The following is a 15,749-nucleotide window of genomic DNA, read 5'->3' as shown; positions in this document are numbered from 1 at the left end:
GGCTGGGCGGCCCCCCCGGCAACGCGCGGTCCGTCCCCCGACCGTCACCGGCCGCCCCTCGGGGCGACGGGCCCTCATCAGGCGATCCGGAGGACCCGGCAGGTCTCCTCGTAGCTCGCCTCCAGCTCCAGGGGGACGGCGAGGTCGGGGGCCAGCCAGAGCGGCAGGGTCGGCAAGGCCCGGCCGACCGGCATCGGGTACGACCAGGCTTCGAAGGTCTTCGACTCGGCGGTGCGCACCCACCGGCAGGAGGCGGCGTAGGTCGTCGGGGGATCCTCCCCGAGCGTCGGGTCGGCCTGGCCGAGGTCCCCCAGCAGGTCGAGGTAGAGGTTGCCGGCCCGGGTCGTCACCAGGTCGATGATCGCCACGCAGACCCCCTGGCGGAGCAGCTCGGCGCACCTGGAGATGAACATCCGGCGGTGCTCGGGCCGGTCCTTGTTCGACGAGCTGACCAGCTCGACCGCCGCCACCAGCCGGCGGCCCCTCCGGGCGTCGTAGACCCGGACCTCGTACTCCGACGCCTCCGGCAGCTCCGACGCCACCGCCACCGACGGCCCCGGCGGCGCCCAGGGGGCGACCGCCACCCCTCCCCCCTCGCCCGACGCCCCGGCGGGCCCCTGGTTCGGGGCCGGCTCGTCCCCCTCGAAGGTCGCCACGTCGACCTCGATGGCCGTCCCCAGGTGGACGTGCGGGGCCGCGACGTAGCGTCGAGGCAGCCGTCGGGCGAGCCCCAGGACAATCATCGCCGGCCACTGGCCATGGAAACCATCCCAGGAGGTCAGGTCGTTGAGCGGCGGTCGGAAGTGGTCTCGAAGCGGCATAATCGGGCCCTCCTCGCCCCCATAATCGCCGATCCCAGCCCGGGGCCGCAACTCGGGGAGGATCGGGAGGGGCCCCCTGACGGCCGGCGAGGGTCGTCCCCGAGCGGGGGCGCGGTCGTGAGGGTCGATCGGGGGAGGGCCGGACGGCCCCCCGATCCCCGATGTCGACGGCCTCCCGCCGAGGCCGATAGGACGAGCAGTCCGGCCCGAGTCCGCCCGGCCGGGGGGTCGGCGCGCGCCGACCCGACGACCGCCCCGGGCGCCTCGAGGCGATTGGAATCACGGAGGGACCTTCCCGAGATGAGCACGCCACGCCGATTCCATCCCACCGGCTGGGACGCCCTGGAGGAGCGGGTCGTCCTGTCGGCGATCGGCCTCCGGGATCCGCTGCAGCGCCCCGCCCTGAGGTCCTGGCACCAGGCCGCCGCCGCCAACCGGCCCGATCCCTCCCAGCGGATGCAATTATTCCAGCAGCAACGCCTCCTCTTGGCCCAGGCGCAGCAGCGCGCCTTGCTGGCGCAGCAGCAGCCCCGGAGGGCCTTCCAGGCCCCCTCCGCCCGGCTCCCCCAGAGCCCCGAGGTCGTGATCGACCAGCAGTACGCCGCCTTCGCCGCCGACATCGCCGCGGCGGCCGCCGGCTACCTCGAAAGTCTCCAGGTCCAGCCCCCCCCCGCCACGGAGACTCAGCTCACCCTCTCCGAGTTCTACATCCCCCGGAGCGGTGTGTTCGTCGTCAACGAGACCAACCTGCCCCCCGCGTCCCCCGATGCGCCGCTCCGGGTCGTCGTCCAGGCGCCCGGGAACTCTCCCCGACTCTATCAGGTCACCGGGACGGGCGCCGGAATCCTGACGGGCGTGGCGCCCTACAATCCCCTCACGGGGGAGTTCGGCGGCGACCTCGGCACCGAAATCGTGCAGAACGAGGATGGCGTCTTCAATCAGGTCGTGATCCCCATCCCCGAGGATCCCCTGCCCGTCGGCACATCCCTGAACGTCGAAGCCCCCGAAGTCACCGTGCCCCCGCCGAACACCGCCGACATCGCCAATCAGTACCTCGGCTTCGTCAACCAACGTACCTTGCAACTCTCCGGCGATCTCGTCACCTATTTCAATCGGCTGCCGATCCGGCTCCCCCGGCTGCCTGGTGCCTACTACACCCCTCGCCCGGAGACGGCAATCCAGTTCTTCCTGACCAGCCAGATCGCCGGCCAGGAGCCCCAGATCCTGCTCTCCCAGCTCCTGGCCCAGCCCCTGCCCTCGAGCACCGGGGACGCCGTCGACTTCTACAACGCCTCGATCTCGACGATCATCGAGAACTCGCGGCAGCAGGTCCGGGAGAGCGTCCGGCTGCTCTTCGCCGGCAAGGGCCTCGGCGACATCCTCCCCGTCTACCCCGGCCAGACCTGATCGGCCGGGCGGGGCGGGCGGGCCACCGGGGACGGCCCAGCGCGAAACGACACGGGGGCGGGCCGATCGGATTCGGCCCGCCCCCGTGTGTTGCTGCCCGGTGCCTTCCCGCGGCCTACGGCCGATCCCCCAAGCCGCCGAGGAATCCGAACCGCTTGCGATCGCCCGAGGGGCGGGGCGGGGCGGCCGATTCGGGGCCCTGGGCCCGGACGGTGGCTTGGACGGCGTCGACGTAGACGCGCTCCAGGACCTCGGTCGGCGGCAGCAGCACCGTCATGCCGGGCTGGATCGCCTCGGGAGACGGCGAGGTGTGGCGGTTGACCGCCCAGAGCGCCGTGTGCAGGGCCGGGCTGCCGTAGTAGCGGCCGGCGATCGCCCGGAAGTCCTCCCCCGGTCGGACGACGTGCTGCGTGATCCCGACCGAGGAGGCCGCCGGGGCCTTCGCCGGAGAGACGGCCGGGGTCGGTGCCGGCGCCGCCGAGGCCGTCGCCGGCACCGAGTACGAGGCCGGGACGACCGGGCCGGGCATCGCCGAGGGGCTCGCCTCATCGGGTTTCAGGCGGTCGGAGATCCGGGAGAGGACCGCCCGGGTCAGGTCCCCCGGCCGGTAGCCTCGGTCCTCCTCGGGAGGCTTCGGGGCCGAGGCGGGGCCGGAATGCGACGGCGGAGATGGACCTTGCGGGGGCGTCGGTGCGGCGTCGACGCGGCGGGGGGCGGCCCGGGGAGGGGCGTACGAGGCCGCCTGCACCTCCGGATCGGCCCCGGCCCCGGCCGAGGCCGAGGCCGGGGAGGCGTCGGCGGCGGATTCGGGGGCCGTGGGCCGGGCCGGGGCCGGGAGGCTCGGGGACGACCGGGAGGCGCCGAGCAGCTCCTCGGCCGACGAGGCGGCGGCGGCGCCGAAGTCGGTGAAGAGCAGGTCCCTCAGGTTCGAGGAGGCGGACAGCGTCTCCCGGGGGACCCGGCCGTTCATCAGGCCGGGCTCGATCATCACCGGGGGGACGACCGGGACCTCGCACTCGGCGTCGGCGAACAGCGAGGGGCCGGGCATCGGCCCGGAGTTGGGCACGCCGGAGGGCCCCTTGGGGGGGACGCCCGGCCGGGGGGCGGGCAGGCCCCCCCGGTTGATGATCCGGGGGGTCAGCAGGACCAGCAGCTCCTGCTTCCTCATCTGCATGGTCCGGGTGCGGAAGAGGGGCCCGATGAAGGGCAGCCGGCTCAGCCCGAGCACCCCCTGCTCGTTGATCTCGTCGACGTTGTCGATCAGGCCGCCGATGACGATCGTCGCCCCGTCGGGGACCATGATGTTGGTCGTCAGCTCCGAGGTCGTCAGCTGCGGGATCCCGGCCGAGTCGATCGTGCCCGAGCTGCGCTCGGGGTGGACCTCCAGGCGGATCATCCCGTCCTGGGAGACGAACGGCCGCAGCGCCAGCAGCGTGCCGACGGGGATGAACTGGACCTGCTCCGAGGCGGTCGTCAGGTTGGTGAACGTCGTCGCGTAGCCGAGCCGCTGGCCCAGCTGGATCTCGGCCAGCTGCTTGTTCAGCACCAGGACCCGGGGGCTGGCCAGGATGTTGATCTTGTTGAGCGTCTCCAGGGCCCGGATGAACCCGGCGACGCTGTTGCTCACGAACCCGTACTTCAGCCCCTGGTCGGCCAGGTAGCCGGGCAGCAGCTGGCTCGGGCGGGGGTCGGAGTAGGGGCCCAGCGGGGCGGGGGCCGTCGCCGGGCCCGCGGCCGAGAGGACCTGGGCCGGGCTGAAGCCGCCGGCCAGGTTGATCGCCGCCCCGCTGCCCGAGACGATCGCGTTGGTCGCCAGGTTGTCGACCAGGGCGAAGTTCACCCCCAGCTCCTGGCCGTCCCGCAGCTCGACGCTGATGATCACCGCCTCGATGAGCACCTGCATCGGCTGCACGTCCAGCCGGGAGACGATCTCGTCGATGACCTGGATCACCTCCGGGTAGTCCCGGACGACCACCATGTCGTGCACCGCGTAGGAGTTCCCCCCGCCGGCCCCCCCGGTCACCGGCGAGCCGGCCGCGGTGAACCCGCCCCCGGACAGCCCCCCCCCGATGGCCTCGTTGGACGACAGGCCGCCCCCGGCCAGGCCGCCGCCACCCCCCACGCCCCCCATGCCGCCGCCGACGATCCCGCCGGTCGGGCTGCCGAAGCTGCCCGCGTTGCCGGCGCCGCTGATCCCCTGGGCGGCCTGCGGCGTCCCCACGATCACCCCCTGCGCGCTCTTGAACCCGGCGATGATCTGGATCACCTCCGACGCCTGCACGTAGTTCAGGTGGTAGACGCGGACGACCTGCTTGCGCTGCTGCTGCTCCAGCTCCAGCGCCTCCTCCAGGGTGTAGACGAAGATCAGGTTCCCCTCGCGCCGGGCGGCCAGCTTGTTCTGCCTCAGCAGGATGTTCAGGGCCTGGTCGAAGGGCACGTCCTCCAGTTCGATGGTCACCCGCCCGACGACCGCCGGCGAGGCGAAGATGCTCACCCCGGAGTCCCCGGTCAGCATCTGGAAGACGGCCTCGAGGTCCTCGTCGATGACCCGGAGGTTGACCGGCGGCGGGGTCACCTCCGGCCCGAAGCCCCCCTCGTCGGCCAGGGCACCCGGCAGGGGCCGGTCCGGGTCGGCCATGACCTCGGTCGGGTCGGTCGGGACGCTCGGCAGCACCTCCAGGACCTCGTCGGGGCCCGGCACCGCGATCGGGACCTGGGGGGGGACCGGGGCGGCCAGCCCCCGGGCCGGGGCGGGGATCGGGCCCAGGCTCTCCAGCTGGGACGGCCCCGGCAGCGAGGCCGGGTCGACCTCCGGCCCCGGGCCCGGCCCGGGCACGAACCGCACCGTCACCTCGGGCGCCTCGGCGGGCGAACCGGCGGCGGGCTCAGGCCCGGGCTCGGGAAGCGCGTCGGGCTCGGGCCCGGGAAGGGCGTCGGGCAGCTCGATCGCCGGGGCAGGAGGATCGAGCTGCCCGAGGTCGGGCAGGGGCCCACCGGGGTCGCCGAGGGCGGCCTCGGGCCGGTCCCCGGGCGTCGGCAAGGCCCCCGGGCCGGGGTCGGTCGGGACCGGGCTCGGGGCCGTCGGGGGCGTCGGCGGGGAGGCCGACTCCTCACCCTGGAACGTCCGGGCCCGGGATGGCGCCAGGGCGGCCCCCCAGATGAAGGCGGTCGCGGCGAGTCCCAGGCCCGCGAGGCCGAGCCGCCGGCACCGCCCCCCCGGTCGATTTGACGCGTTCATTCGACACCATCCTCGGGGCAGCGAGAACCCGATCGGGCCGCACCCCGGCCGCCATCGTTGCGACCGGGACCGGCCGGCTCTCCCCAAGGATCGGGTCCATTTTCCGCCGACCTTGAGCGGGATCGCGGTCGACGCGATGATCCGGGTCGAATCGGCCTTGACGGCCGCCCGACAGGCCTCCTGACCGTCAAACTCGCCCGGGCCGACCCCCCGAGGCGGTCACGTCACCACCCGCGCCCATGCCCGTGTCCCCGGCCCTTGAGGTGCCCGAAGATCGACGGCCGCTGGTCGGTCCAGGTGCTCGGGTACATCCCCAGCCCGTAGCCGGGGCTGCCGACCACCCCGTAGCCCCGGAACCCCGGCTGCAACGCCGAGCTGCCCAGGTTGAGGACCGGCCCCCTCCCGTAGGCGAAGTCCGGGTAGCCGTAAATGTTGCTCTTGGTGTGGTACGGCCAGGCATACCAGGCCCCGTGCCCGTACCCGAGCCCCGCCAGGCCCTCCGGCCCGTACCCGACCGCCTGGTGTCCCCTCGGCGGGTCGTAGTCCGCCCCCGCCCCCCCCGACGCAGCCAGCGCCGCCGCCAGGACGACCGCCGAGACGACCATCCTCCTGCCCGTTCGTCCCTGACTCGGACTCATGGCTCCCTCCCCTCCCTGCATGAGGCCCCTTCCCCTCCCCGACTCGAACTCGCCCGGGGAAGGCCTCGGGGCCCGATCGGACGGTCCCGGCGGCCGGGCCTCGATCGGCCCGGCCCGGGGCGCGCAGGCACCCCCTCCGGCGCACGTTATCACGCGGATCTCCCCCGGACGCGACCGCCCTCCCGCATTCTCGGCCGCCTCGATCGGCCTGCGACGGTCGGGCGGGTCGGACCGGCTCAAAACAGCCCGAGGCGGCCGACCATCGGCACCAGGGCCACCGAGACGAGGGCCGCCACCGCCCCCAGGACCGCCAGCTTCGCCGGGTACGGCAGCGCCTCGAACCGGGGCATGACCGGGTCGTCGAACCGCCCCCTCGCCCCCCCGACGAGCCGCCGGATCCGCCCGGCGGACGCCCCGGCCGTCGGCCTCCGGCCGGCAGGACCGGCGGAACCGGCGGCGGCGGTGAAGCCATAGCAGTACCGGGCTTCCCCCAGGCTCTCCCGGTCGGCCTCGAAGGCGTGGGCCACGTGCCGGGCAAGCTTGTACCCGAGCCAGGCCCCGAGGATCTGGATCATCAGGTCGGTCGTCCCCGGATGCCGGTCGGGGATGAAGGACTGCCCCGCCTCGATGACCGCCGCCGTCACCGAAGCAACGACCAGGGTCGTCGCCGACCCGAGCCGCTCCCGCTTCCCGAAGGCCATCGCCAGCGCCACCCCGAGCGGTGCGAACGCCAGCGACCGCGTCGCGAACTGGTCCAGCGCGTTGTACCGGCTCCCCCATTAGTAATCGACGGACGGCGCCCAGGAGAACCGTCGGAGGCCCAATACCCGGGTGTCCTCGTCGCTCGGATCCGCATCCGATCTCCGGGACCTCGTCGGATCCGTCGAGGAGTCGTACGGCTGCCACAAGATCGCCTCCCGTTCGACCTGGCAAGGCTTCGCGGAAGTGAGGGCAACCTGCTCCAAGAGCGCGGATCAGGTCGGCCGGTGTGGCGTCTTCAACATCGGCGGCAACAAGTATCGATTGATCACCAGGATCCTGTTCCAGTGGGGCAGGCTCTACGTCCTCCATGTCCTGACGCACGAGCAGTACGACCGAGGCGCCTGGAAGGCGGACTGCTGCTGAGACCATCCCCGGCACCGTCGGGCCGCCAGGAGGGGCCGATCATGGCGACCGCCGCCACCTCGCACGACCGAGACCCGTATTTCGAGCTGGTCCGTCGCCTCCCGCTCCGCCCGATCCGGTCGGACGACGAGCTCGACCGGGCGATCGCCATGGTCGACGAGCTGGTCATCCGTGAAGACATCGCCCCGGGGGTGCTCGATTACCTCGACGTCCTCAGCGACCTGGTCCACAAGTACGAGGCCGCCGAGCATCCGATCCCGCCGGCGACCGACGCCGAGGTCCACCGCTTCCTCATGGACAGCCGGGGCCTGAACCAATCCCAGCTCGCCGCCGAGGTCGAGGACCTGATCTCCTACCTCGAATGAATGCCGGCCCCCCCCGGAGCGGTGCTTGCCGGCCCTCGTCGCATTATCTACGACCTCCTGGAGACCGACCCGGTGATCGTCCTCCGCCCCGTCACGGCCTGCGAGCCGACGCCCCGATGAGGAGCCCGCCCATGCACCCCCGGACTCGACGCGAGCTGGAGGCCCTGCCTCCGGAGAAGCGCGCTGCTGCCGAGGCCGCGATCGCCCGGGATGCTGCTCACCGGGCGACTCTCGAGGGCTTCGAGGAGGAGCAGGACGTGATCCGACGAATCCGAGAGGAGTTCCCCCCCTCGGCGATCATCGACCCGGACCTGGCCGCCGCCCTGGCAATCCTGCGATCGGAGCGGGAACGTCAAGGGCTGCGCCTGTCGGACGTCTCGGAGCGGTCGGGGATCGACCGGTCAACGCTGTCGAAGCTGGAGACGGGCGAGGTGGCCAACCCGACGGTGGGGACCCTCCGGGAAATGGCTCGGGCCCTGAACAAGCGGCTGATCTGGTCGCTGGAGGACGCGCCCCCACCCGGAGCGCCACCCCCGTGACGCCTCCTCCCCCCCGGCCCCCGACACCATCCGCTGCCCCACCCGCCGGGCCTCGCAGCCCTGGTCCGACTCCTGCCGACGCTGCCCGTCCGACCTCCGCCTGCTCCGGGCCTTCGCCGCCTCCTACCATCGCCTCCGACGCTCCTCCCTGCGCTCCCTCCGCTCCGGAGATCCCCGGGCCGCCCGGGTCGCCGACCGAGCCTGCATGGCCCTCTCCCCTCCCCCGACTTCCTCCGCTTGCTCGCCGTCTCCTCCCTGCTCCTGGGAGACCCCGACACCGCTCTTGCCCTCGCCCGACGCCCTCGCGACTCGGATCGAGTGCCGGCCTTCCGGTCTTCGGGCCCGCTACGGGATCCGGAGGACCCGGCAGGTCTCCTCGTAGCTCCCCTCCAGCTCCAGCGGCACCGCCAGCCCGGGGGCCAGCCAGAGCGGCAGGGTCGGCAGGGGAAGGCCCGGCCCCATCGGGTACGCCCAGGCCTCCAGCCGCTGCTCGCCCCCGCCCCGGGACCACCGGCAGGAGGAGGCGTAGGTCGGCGTCGGCTCGTCGCCGAGCGACGGGTCGGCCATCCCGAGCCTCGACAGCAGCTCGCCGTACAGGTTGGCCGACCGGGTCGTCACCACGTCGACGATCGCCACGCAGACCCCCTGCCGGAGCATCGCCTCGCACTTCGTCGCGAACTCCCGGCGGTGCTCGGGCCGGTCCGTGTTCGACGGGCTGACGAGTTCCACCGCCGCCACCAGCCGGCGCCCCCTCCGGGTGTCGTGGACGAGCACCTCGTATTCGTCCGCCCCCGGCAGGTCGGTCGCCACGCCGAGCGTCGGCTTCGGCGGCGCCCAGACGGCCGTCGCCACCCCGCCCTCCCCCACGTCGGATCGCCAGCCGGGGGGCCCTTCCTCGGCCCGCTCGAAGGTCCCCACGTCGACCTCGATCGACGACCCCAGGTGGACGTGGGGCGCCGCGACGAACCCCGAGGCAGCCTCCGCCCGAGCCATTCGACGATTTTCATGGGCCAGCCACCGTGGACCCCATCCCAGGGCATGAGGTCGTCGAGCGGCGGCCGGAAGTGGTCTCGCAGCGGCATGGCAGGCACCTCCTCTTCCTCATCCTAACCGAGTCGGGACGAGCCGTCCCCGGGGGGGACGCTCGACCGCACCCTCGATTCGGCCCTCCAGCACTCTGGGCGAAAATCCTCGCCCCCGAGTGACTGCCGACGGCCATTTCCTCGATCTTATCGTCGAGGGATTTCCCCTCGCCGGTGAGGCCTCACCGCCGCGCGATCACCCGGTGATCGCGCGGAGGAATGGCTCCCCGGCGGCCGTCGAGCCCCGGCCCTCGACGGCGAGCCCCCGAACCGAGGACGCCCCCGTGGACCCGCACCGCCTCCCCCGAACCGTCGCCGCCGAGCCGAGGCACATCGGCCCCTCCCCGGCCGATCGGGGAGCGGGGGACTCCGCCCCGGTGCGCCGCGCCGAGCGAACCCATTTGCAATTCGGCAAACCGCCATCTGGACGGGTGTTGCGGAGAATCTCGGGGGCGCACCTTGGGCGCACCGACCCCGTCCCGTCGGCAAGGACCCGATCGGGACGACCTCGCCCCGGGAAGCGACCGGCAGGCGGATCGGGGCCGCCGAGGGCCGATCGGGAGGGGCGTCGGCCCGTCGGTGCGCTTGCGACCGAGCGAACCCATTTGTCCTCCGGCAATTCGTTGCCTCGAAACGCGTTGCGGAGAATCCTGGGGATGCACCGGGAGCGCACCGATCCCCTCCCGACCGGCGGATCTCCGGTCGGGAGGGGGGCGATGGGGAGGCCGATCGGGTCGACCGGGGGGCAGTCCCCCCGATCAGGCCGCCAGGCCGGGGTCGGCCCCGGGATCGGCGTCGTCGACGGCCGGGGAGGAGGGTGAGTCGGCCGGGGGATCGAGGCGGTCGGCCTGCTCCAGCAGCAGGAGGGCGGCGGCGCGGTAGGACTCGGCGTCGAGCCCCTTCGACCGCTCGACGGTCAGCCGGCCGCCGGGGATCCGGAACACCTTCGAGGTCGGCAGGCGGGGGCCCGCCTTGCCCTTCGACCCCGGGAGGCCCCCCCCCTGCCCTTCGACCGGCCCTTGCCGATGCCCCCGCCTCCTTCTCTCCGGCGTCGCCCGGGGGTTGGGAGGAGGCCCGGACCTCGGCGACGACGTCGTCCCGGGTGAGCCCCTCGGAGGCGACCCGATCGGCCAGGGCCTCCTGGTCCTCGGGGCGATCGAGCCGGCCGATCTCGTAGGCGGTCCGGGGGGCGAGTTCCCCCCGGTCGACCCGGGCCCGGAGCGCCTCCGGCAGGTCGAGCAGGCCGAGGGCGTAGACCACCGTCGCCTGGGCCATGTTCAGGGCCTCGGCCAGCTGCCGGGTGCTCCATCCGTTGCCCTCCATCAGGGACCGGAAGGCGGCGGCCTGCTCGACCGGCCGGAGGTCCTCCCGGACGCAGTTCTCGATGAGCTGGATCGCCAGCCGGTCGGCGTCGTCGGGGCGCCGGTCGAGGACCTTGCACCGCAGGGTCGCCAGCCCGGCCTTGCGGGCGGCCGCACCTCCGCTCCCCGGAGACGAGCACGTACGACCCGAGGTCCTCGGACCAGAAGACGACGACGTTCTGGAGCTGGCCCCGGGCCCGGAGGGACTCGGCCAGCCGGCCGATCGCCTCCTCGTCGAACTCCCCGGCGGGGCTGCTCCGGGTCGGGGGCGATCCGGGCCACCTCGATGACCGCCGCCTCCCGGTCGTTGACCACGCCGGCCATCCTCGCCCCGACGCTCCCATTCGGCGGCGCCATGCCGAGCGGGTGCCCGGGGTCCGGTTGAACCCGAGGCTCGACCGCATCGCGTCGCCGTACTTCGAGAGGGTCCGCTCGCGGGCCTTGTCGCTGGGGGTGCTCATGGGTCAGGCCGCCTCCTTCCCGAGATCCCCGACGCCGGGAGCAGGCCGAGCGCGGCCAGGCGATCGAGCAATTCGTCGGCGACGCCGTCCATCGCCCGGGCGGCCGCGCCCCGGGGCTTGTGATAGTGGATCGGCCGGCCGGCGGCGATCGCCTCCGGGAAGTCGGCCGACTCCGGGACGGTGCCCGAGAGCAGCTCCGGGCAGCCGCCGGCCAGCAGCTCGACGAACGTCCGGTGCATCGCCCTCCGGCCGTTGAACATCGTCACCAGCACCCCGAGGATCGGCAGCGGCCGGCCCCAGGTCTGCTCGACAGCGTCACCCAGTCCCGGACCTCCGCCAGCCCCTGCGCCCCGAACAGCTCGGGCATGGTCGGGATCAGGGCCGAGTCGGCCGCCAGCAGGGCCGACCAGGTCGCCCGCTGGAGGTTCGGGCAGCAGTCGATCAGCGTCAGGTCGAACCCTCGGCCATCGGCCGGAGCGCGTCCCGGAGCACCGCCTGGTCCCTCGGGTCGATCCGGTGCGGGTCCGGCACGTTGAAGCTGATCGACGCCGGGGACCCGGCCAGCAGGGCCAGCCCGTCGAAGGCCGTCGGCCGGACGAGCAATTCCGCCGGCGTCGGGATCCCGGCGTAGAGGGCGTAGACGGTGGTGGCCGGGTCGAGCCCCCTCGCCTCCTCGTCGCCGAGCAGCCCCTTGGTCAGGCTCGCCTGGGCGTCGTTGTCCACCAGGAGCACCCGGAGCCCCCTCCTCGACAGGGCCCCCCCAGGTGCATCGTGGTGCTCGACTTGCCCACGCCCCCCTTCTGGTTCACCATCGCCACCACGGCCATCGCGCGTCCCTCCCTGCCTCGGTTCCCTGGCCTGGTATCGGACGACGCCTCGCCCCCCCTGAACCCTTCCGCCCCGGCGCGATCACCCGTGATCACCGCGCCCTCCTCCCGACCCGGCCCCCGGGCCGATCGCCGTCCGGGGGACGCGATGGATCCCCCCGGGACGCCCCGACGGCAAGACCACCCGCCGCCGATCACCCGGTGATCGGCGCATCGTCGACGCCCTCCCCGACCGCACCGGGACGGCCGGCAAGGGCGTGGGCTCGACGCCCCGACCTGGTGCGCCAGGGCGACGGCCAGACGCCCCGATCACCCGGTGATCGCGCCGCCGGGAGATGGGCACCGACGACGGATCGGGACGGTGATCACCGGGTGATCACCCCCCCGGCGAGCGGCATCACCACCCCCTCCCGGGGGTCTTCAGCCAGCCGCCGATCACCCGGCGATCACGCCACCCTTGGGACGCCAGCTCGGGGCCTCCTCCGGGGCGATCGCCCGGCGGCCGGGGCTGCCGGTCCTCCCCCGATTCGTGCCCGACCAGCCCACCTTCGCCCGGGGTCGGGGGCCTCCTCGATCGCCGGCGACCAACTCGGGATCGCCGCCGCCGATCTGCCGGACGACAAACGACCTCGGGCGGAACGTCGTCCAGTATTCGGCGGGCCCCCGGGACGGTGATCACCGGGTGATCACGCCAGGTCAGGGGCGGCCTCATCACCCCGGGGCCGTCGGCAATCGGCCGATCTCGTCGCCCCTCGACCTGGACCGTCCATGGGGCCCGATCACCGGGTGATCACCCCGTCTCCAGGACCTCGGCCGCCCCGGCCGATCACCGGGTGATCACCCCGAACCGGAGGCCCGTTTTGTCCTCCCGGGAGTATCGGTGATCGGGCGTCGTTGATCCTCCGGCCCCTGCCTCCCGGGGGCCATGCCCGGCCGGTGATCGGGACCCGCCGCGCCCCGGTGCGCTCCCCCCGATCACCGGGTGATCACCCCCTCGGCGATCGGCCGCGAACCGGAGGGGAACATCGCCCCCGTCGCCGACGGGGAGGCTCCCGGACGGCTTCTCCTGCGGGGCACGGTCCTCGATCCCCGGCACCTCGGGACGAGGCCATCGGGAGGGCGTCCCCGGGGCCTCCCCTTCGAGAGCCCTCCGGGACCGCCGATCGCCCCGACCGGGACCGGATCGGGGGCGCGATCACCGGGTGATCACCGGGTGATCACCAGCACCGAGGCGGCCCTCCGCAGGCCTTCCCGGCACCCCCGATCGTGTGGGGGTCGGAGGGCACCTCGGCGAGGTTTCGGCCCGTTCCGGAGGGGCAGGGCCGAGGGTCACGCCCGGCCGTCCCGGGCGTTCCTTGCCTCGGGGTCACCTCCGACCCCTGGGGGTGGCAGGGCAGGGGGGTGCGGTCCGCTCCCCCGCTGGCCGATAATGCCGGGGCCTCCGGCGACGGGCCGCTGGCCGATCCTTCGAGACCGATGAGCTGACGCGATGACGACGCATCCCAAGGGGCTGGTCGTGGTGACGGGGGGGGCCGGGTTCATCGGCTCCCACCTGGTCGAGGCCCTGCTGGCCGACGGCCACCGCGTCCGGGTGGTCGACAACCTCGCTACCGGGCACCGGGCCAACCTCGACCACCTCGGCAATGCCTACGAATGGGTCGAGGGGGATCTCGCCGACTTCGAGACCTGCCGGGGGGCCGTCGAGGGGGCCGAGGGGGTCCTGCACCAGGCCGCCATCCCGAGCGTCCCGAGATCCGTCCGGGAGCCCCTGGCCTCCCACGCCAGCGGGCCGACGGCCACCCTCAACGTCCTGGAGGCGGCCCGCCAGTCCGGCACCGTCCGCCGGGTCGTCTTCGCCGCCTCCAGCAGCGCCTACGGCGACACCGAGACCCTGCCCAAGCACGAAGGGATGCTCCCCCGGCCGCTCAGCCCGTATGCCGCCGGCAAGCTCGCCGGCGAGCACTACGTGACCGTCTACGCCCAGACGATGGGCCTCGACGCCGTCAGCCTCCGCTACTTCAACGTCTTCGGCCCGAGGCAGGACCCCTCCAGCCCCTACAGCGGCGTCATCTCGCTGTTCGTCCGGGCGATGGCCGAGGGCCGCCGCCCGACGATCCTCGGCGACGGCGAGCAGACCCGGGACTTCACCTTCGTCGCCAACATCGTCCGGGCCAACCTGCTCGCCCTGCACGCCGACCGCCCCCTCGGGGGCGCCGTCTTCAACGTCGGCACCGGCCGGAGGATCAGCCTCCGCCAGCTCGTCGAGGCGATCAACGCCGCGCTCGGCACGACCCTCGATCCCGAGTTCGGCCCCCCCCGAGCGGGCGACGTCCGGGACTCCCAGGCCGACCTGTCCGCCATCCGAGCCGACCTCGACTTCGAGCCGGTCGTCGACTTCGAGGAGGGTCTCCGACACACCGTCGGCTGGATGACCTCGGGCGGCGTCGGCGTCGGCTGATCCCAGGGGCCGCCGGGGCAGGGCAGAAGGGGTGATCCGGTCAGTCCCCTCCGGCCCTACGTCGCCGCCGGAGCATCCCCCCGGATCAGGCCGAGGATGAACGGGTCCCGGACGGTGTCCCGGAAGAAGACGGCCTTGAGCGAGGCCGGGGTCATCCCCCGATAAGCCTCGACGACCTCCGGGGGGGCCACGGCGAGAGCCTGGTCATCGACCTGGGACCGCTCTGAAGGCCCCAGGGCCTCCCAGAAGCGATCGATGGCCTCCCGGTCGGCTTTCCCCCGGGCGGCCCGCTCACGCTCCCTGAGGCGATCCTGGTGGCCCTGGCTGAAGAGGTCCTCGGACTCGCGACGCCTCGCCTCGCGGTCGGCCTTGGAGGCGAACCCCCGGGGCAGGGCGAAGTCCTTGCGGATCGCCTCGACGAGGTAGCCCGACGGGCTCAGGCGGACCCGGCGGTCCTCCCGGGAGATGAGCCAGTCGAAGGCCTCGACCTGGCGGGCGATCGCCCCGGCCGGGTGCGACGTGGCCAGCTCGACGGCGGTGGCCGGGGTGACCCCCCGGTCAACCAGATCCCGGACGATCGGGTCGGCTCCGACCCCCGGGGGAGGCTCCTCGGCCGGCTCGGCCTGGGCCCGGGTCATCCGGATCACCCAGCGCCTCCCCTGCTTGACGAACCGCTCGTCCGGACGCAGGGGGACGAGGAACCCGACCTCCTCCAGCTCCTCGATTCCCCGGCGGAGCTTCTCCTTGATCTTGCCCGCGTCGCGGTAGGTCCGGCTCAGGCCGACGTGCTCGAAGGCGAAGTCCTTGAGCTCGAACTCCCACTCCGCCTTGTGGTAGAACCGCTTGTCCAGGAAGCGGTACATCCGGCGGGCCGGGTGGCTGGTCAGCCGGATGTAGAGGTCGTAGTCGAGCCCCTTCAGGTAGCCGGCCTGGCAGCTCTTGAAGAACTCCCGCCCCCAGACCACCCGGCACCGCGACCCCCTCCCCCCCGAGGCCCGGCCGTCGCCGAGCTTGTAGCTGTCGATGATGTGGAAGCCGCCGCTGGTCCAGCAGCGCCCCTCGTTGTCCCACCACGCGTTTTCATATTTGAGATAGGTGCTGGCCCAGCGGTCCAGCGACGCGGCGATCCGGTCGTAGCTGCGCCCCTTGTCGGGCCAGCCCAGCAGGTCGATCAGCTGCAGCCGGGAGAAGTACACCTCCGGCTTGGCGAAGCCGTTCTGGCGACGGGTCAGCTGGATCAGGGCGAGGATCACGTCGTCGTCGATCGCCGTGGGCAGGCCGTATTCCTCCGGCGCGCTGATCACCAGCCTCCGGTCAATCTCCCGACCGGAGCCCGGGTCGAAGATCCGGTCGGCGTACTCAATCCGACGCTGCCCCCTGGGGGCGCGATCGGCCAGGAGCGTGATCGGGAACTCGGCGATGTTCAT

The 15,749-nt window shown here is 73.2% G+C and carries 15 protein-coding genes and 2 pseudogenes; 5 read left to right on the top strand and 12 right to left on the bottom strand.

Going from position 1 to position 15,749, the window contains the following annotated elements; all coding sequences use genetic code 11:
- Positions 1 to 77: 77 nt before the first annotated feature.
- Positions 78 to 821, bottom strand: coding sequence for a DUF4058 family protein (locus ElP_RS37045; protein ID WP_145279929.1), 744 nt, complete (start codon positions 819 to 821; stop codon positions 78 to 80).
- A gap of 300 nt (positions 822 to 1,121) precedes the next feature.
- On the opposite strand from ElP_RS37045, the gene ElP_RS37040 reads away from it, so the two are divergent.
- Entirely contained in the window at positions 1,122 to 2,228 is a 1,107-nt protein-coding gene (locus ElP_RS37040) for a hypothetical protein (protein WP_145279928.1), read from the top strand.
- Positions 2,229 to 2,343: 115 nt separating this feature from the next.
- On the opposite strand, the gene ElP_RS40915 is transcribed toward ElP_RS37040, so the two are convergent.
- The 4 genes and pseudogenes from ElP_RS40915 to ElP_RS41595 form a co-directional block, all read right to left on the bottom strand.
- A complete protein-coding gene (locus ElP_RS40915) occupies positions 2,344 to 5,466 on the bottom strand; it encodes a hypothetical protein (protein ID WP_145279926.1) in 3,123 nt (1,040 codons plus the stop codon).
- A 224-nt stretch (positions 5,467 to 5,690) separates the two neighbouring features.
- Positions 5,691 to 6,104 (bottom strand): hypothetical protein, encoded by a 414-nt coding sequence (locus ElP_RS40910; protein WP_145279924.1) that lies wholly within the window; start codon positions 6,102 to 6,104, stop codon positions 5,691 to 5,693.
- A 236-nt stretch (positions 6,105 to 6,340) separates the two neighbouring features.
- Positions 6,341 to 6,679 (bottom strand): hypothetical protein, encoded by a 339-nt coding sequence (locus ElP_RS37025; protein WP_231749957.1) that lies wholly within the window; start codon positions 6,677 to 6,679, stop codon positions 6,341 to 6,343.
- 15 nt (positions 6,680 to 6,694) lie between these two features.
- Positions 6,695 to 6,805 (bottom strand): annotated as a pseudogene (locus tag ElP_RS41595) (hypothetical protein); the annotation flags it as partial.
- A 130-nt stretch (positions 6,806 to 6,935) separates the two neighbouring features.
- On the opposite strand from ElP_RS41595, the gene ElP_RS37020 reads away from it, so the two are divergent.
- The 3 genes from ElP_RS37020 to ElP_RS37010 all read left to right on the top strand — a co-directional run bounded on the left by ElP_RS37020 (position 6,936) and on the right by ElP_RS37010 (position 8,133).
- Positions 6,936 to 7,229, top strand: coding sequence for a type II toxin-antitoxin system HigB family toxin (locus ElP_RS37020; RefSeq protein ID WP_145279920.1), 294 nt, complete (start codon positions 6,936 to 6,938; stop codon positions 7,227 to 7,229).
- Positions 7,230 to 7,270: 41 nt separating this feature from the next.
- Positions 7,271 to 7,594: a helix-turn-helix domain-containing protein gene (locus ElP_RS37015; RefSeq protein WP_145279918.1), complete on the top strand. Its 324-nt coding sequence runs from the start codon at positions 7,271 to 7,273 to the stop codon at positions 7,592 to 7,594.
- 131 nt (positions 7,595 to 7,725) lie between these two features.
- On the top strand, positions 7,726 to 8,133 hold the full coding sequence (locus ElP_RS37010) for a helix-turn-helix domain-containing protein (RefSeq protein ID WP_197447242.1): 408 nt from the start codon (positions 7,726 to 7,728) through the stop codon (positions 8,131 to 8,133).
- A gap of 345 nt (positions 8,134 to 8,478) precedes the next feature.
- Here ElP_RS37010 and ElP_RS37005 read toward each other — a convergent pair whose 3' ends face one another.
- The 6 genes and pseudogenes from ElP_RS37005 to ElP_RS40445 form a co-directional block, all read right to left on the bottom strand.
- On the bottom strand, positions 8,479 to 9,126 hold the full coding sequence (locus ElP_RS37005; protein ID WP_145279913.1) for a hypothetical protein: 648 nt from the start codon (positions 9,124 to 9,126) through the stop codon (positions 8,479 to 8,481).
- Positions 9,127 to 9,973: 847 nt separating this feature from the next.
- On the bottom strand, positions 9,974 to 10,159 hold the full coding sequence (locus ElP_RS37000) for a hypothetical protein (RefSeq protein WP_145279912.1): 186 nt from the start codon (positions 10,157 to 10,159) through the stop codon (positions 9,974 to 9,976).
- Between the two features lie 157 nt (positions 10,160 to 10,316).
- A pseudogene (locus ElP_RS41665) lies at positions 10,317 to 10,601 on the bottom strand (ParB/RepB/Spo0J family partition protein); the annotation flags it as partial.
- A gap of 432 nt (positions 10,602 to 11,033) precedes the next feature.
- Positions 11,034 to 11,309, bottom strand: a complete 276-nt coding sequence (locus ElP_RS36995; RefSeq protein ID WP_145279911.1) for a ParA family protein — start codon at positions 11,307 to 11,309, stop codon at positions 11,034 to 11,036.
- Positions 11,300 to 11,434: a hypothetical protein gene (locus ElP_RS41585; protein WP_390836325.1), complete on the bottom strand. Its 135-nt coding sequence runs from the start codon at positions 11,432 to 11,434 to the stop codon at positions 11,300 to 11,302. The genes ElP_RS36995 and ElP_RS41585 overlap by 10 nt, the downstream gene beginning before the upstream one ends.
- A 50-nt stretch (positions 11,435 to 11,484) precedes the next feature.
- Positions 11,485 to 11,769, bottom strand: coding sequence for a ParA family protein (locus tag ElP_RS40445; RefSeq protein WP_231749955.1), 285 nt, complete (start codon positions 11,767 to 11,769; stop codon positions 11,485 to 11,487).
- Between the two features lie 1,584 nt (positions 11,770 to 13,353).
- Here ElP_RS40445 and ElP_RS36985 point away from each other — a divergent pair.
- A complete protein-coding gene (locus ElP_RS36985) occupies positions 13,354 to 14,322 on the top strand; it encodes an SDR family oxidoreductase (RefSeq protein WP_145279909.1) in 969 nt (322 codons plus the stop codon).
- Positions 14,323 to 14,378: 56 nt separating this feature from the next.
- Here ElP_RS36985 and ElP_RS39190 read toward each other — a convergent pair whose 3' ends face one another.
- The gene (locus tag ElP_RS39190) at positions 14,379 to 15,749 is read right to left on the bottom strand and encodes a replication initiator protein A (protein WP_197447240.1); all 1,371 of its coding nucleotides are present in this window, start codon (positions 15,747 to 15,749) and stop codon (positions 14,379 to 14,381) included.

The sequence above is a fragment of the Tautonia plasticadhaerens genome, from assembly GCF_007752535.1.
Taxonomy (GTDB): domain Bacteria; phylum Planctomycetota; class Planctomycetia; order Isosphaerales; family Isosphaeraceae; genus Tautonia; species Tautonia plasticadhaerens.
This window is presented reverse-complemented; position numbering and strand designations above follow the sequence as displayed.

Coding starts and splice junctions, on each gene's coding strand:
- ElP_RS37025 (WP_231749957.1), bottom strand. CDS start 6,679: ATGATCCAGATCCTCGGGGCCTGGCTCGGGTACAAGCTTGCCCGGCAC.
- ElP_RS40915 (WP_145279926.1), bottom strand. CDS start 5,466: ATGAACGCGTCAAATCGACCGGGGGGGCGGTGCCGGCGGCTCGGCCTC.
- ElP_RS36985 (WP_145279909.1), top strand. CDS start 13,354: ATGACGACGCATCCCAAGGGGCTGGTCGTGGTGACGGGGGGGGCCGGG.
- ElP_RS40910 (WP_145279924.1), bottom strand. CDS start 6,104: ATGAGTCCGAGTCAGGGACGAACGGGCAGGAGGATGGTCGTCTCGGCG.
- ElP_RS37005 (WP_145279913.1), bottom strand. CDS start 9,126: ATGGCTCGGGCGGAGGCTGCCTCGGGGTTCGTCGCGGCGCCCCACGTC.
- ElP_RS39190 (WP_197447240.1), bottom strand. CDS start 15,749: ATGAACATCGCCGAGTTCCCGATCACGCTCCTGGCCGATCGCGCCCCC.
- ElP_RS37015 (WP_145279918.1), top strand. CDS start 7,271: ATGGCGACCGCCGCCACCTCGCACGACCGAGACCCGTATTTCGAGCTG.
- ElP_RS37045 (WP_145279929.1), bottom strand. CDS start 821: ATGCCGCTTCGAGACCACTTCCGACCGCCGCTCAACGACCTGACCTCC.
- ElP_RS37040 (WP_145279928.1), top strand. CDS start 1,122: ATGAGCACGCCACGCCGATTCCATCCCACCGGCTGGGACGCCCTGGAG.
- ElP_RS37010 (WP_197447242.1), top strand. CDS start 7,726: ATGCACCCCCGGACTCGACGCGAGCTGGAGGCCCTGCCTCCGGAGAAG.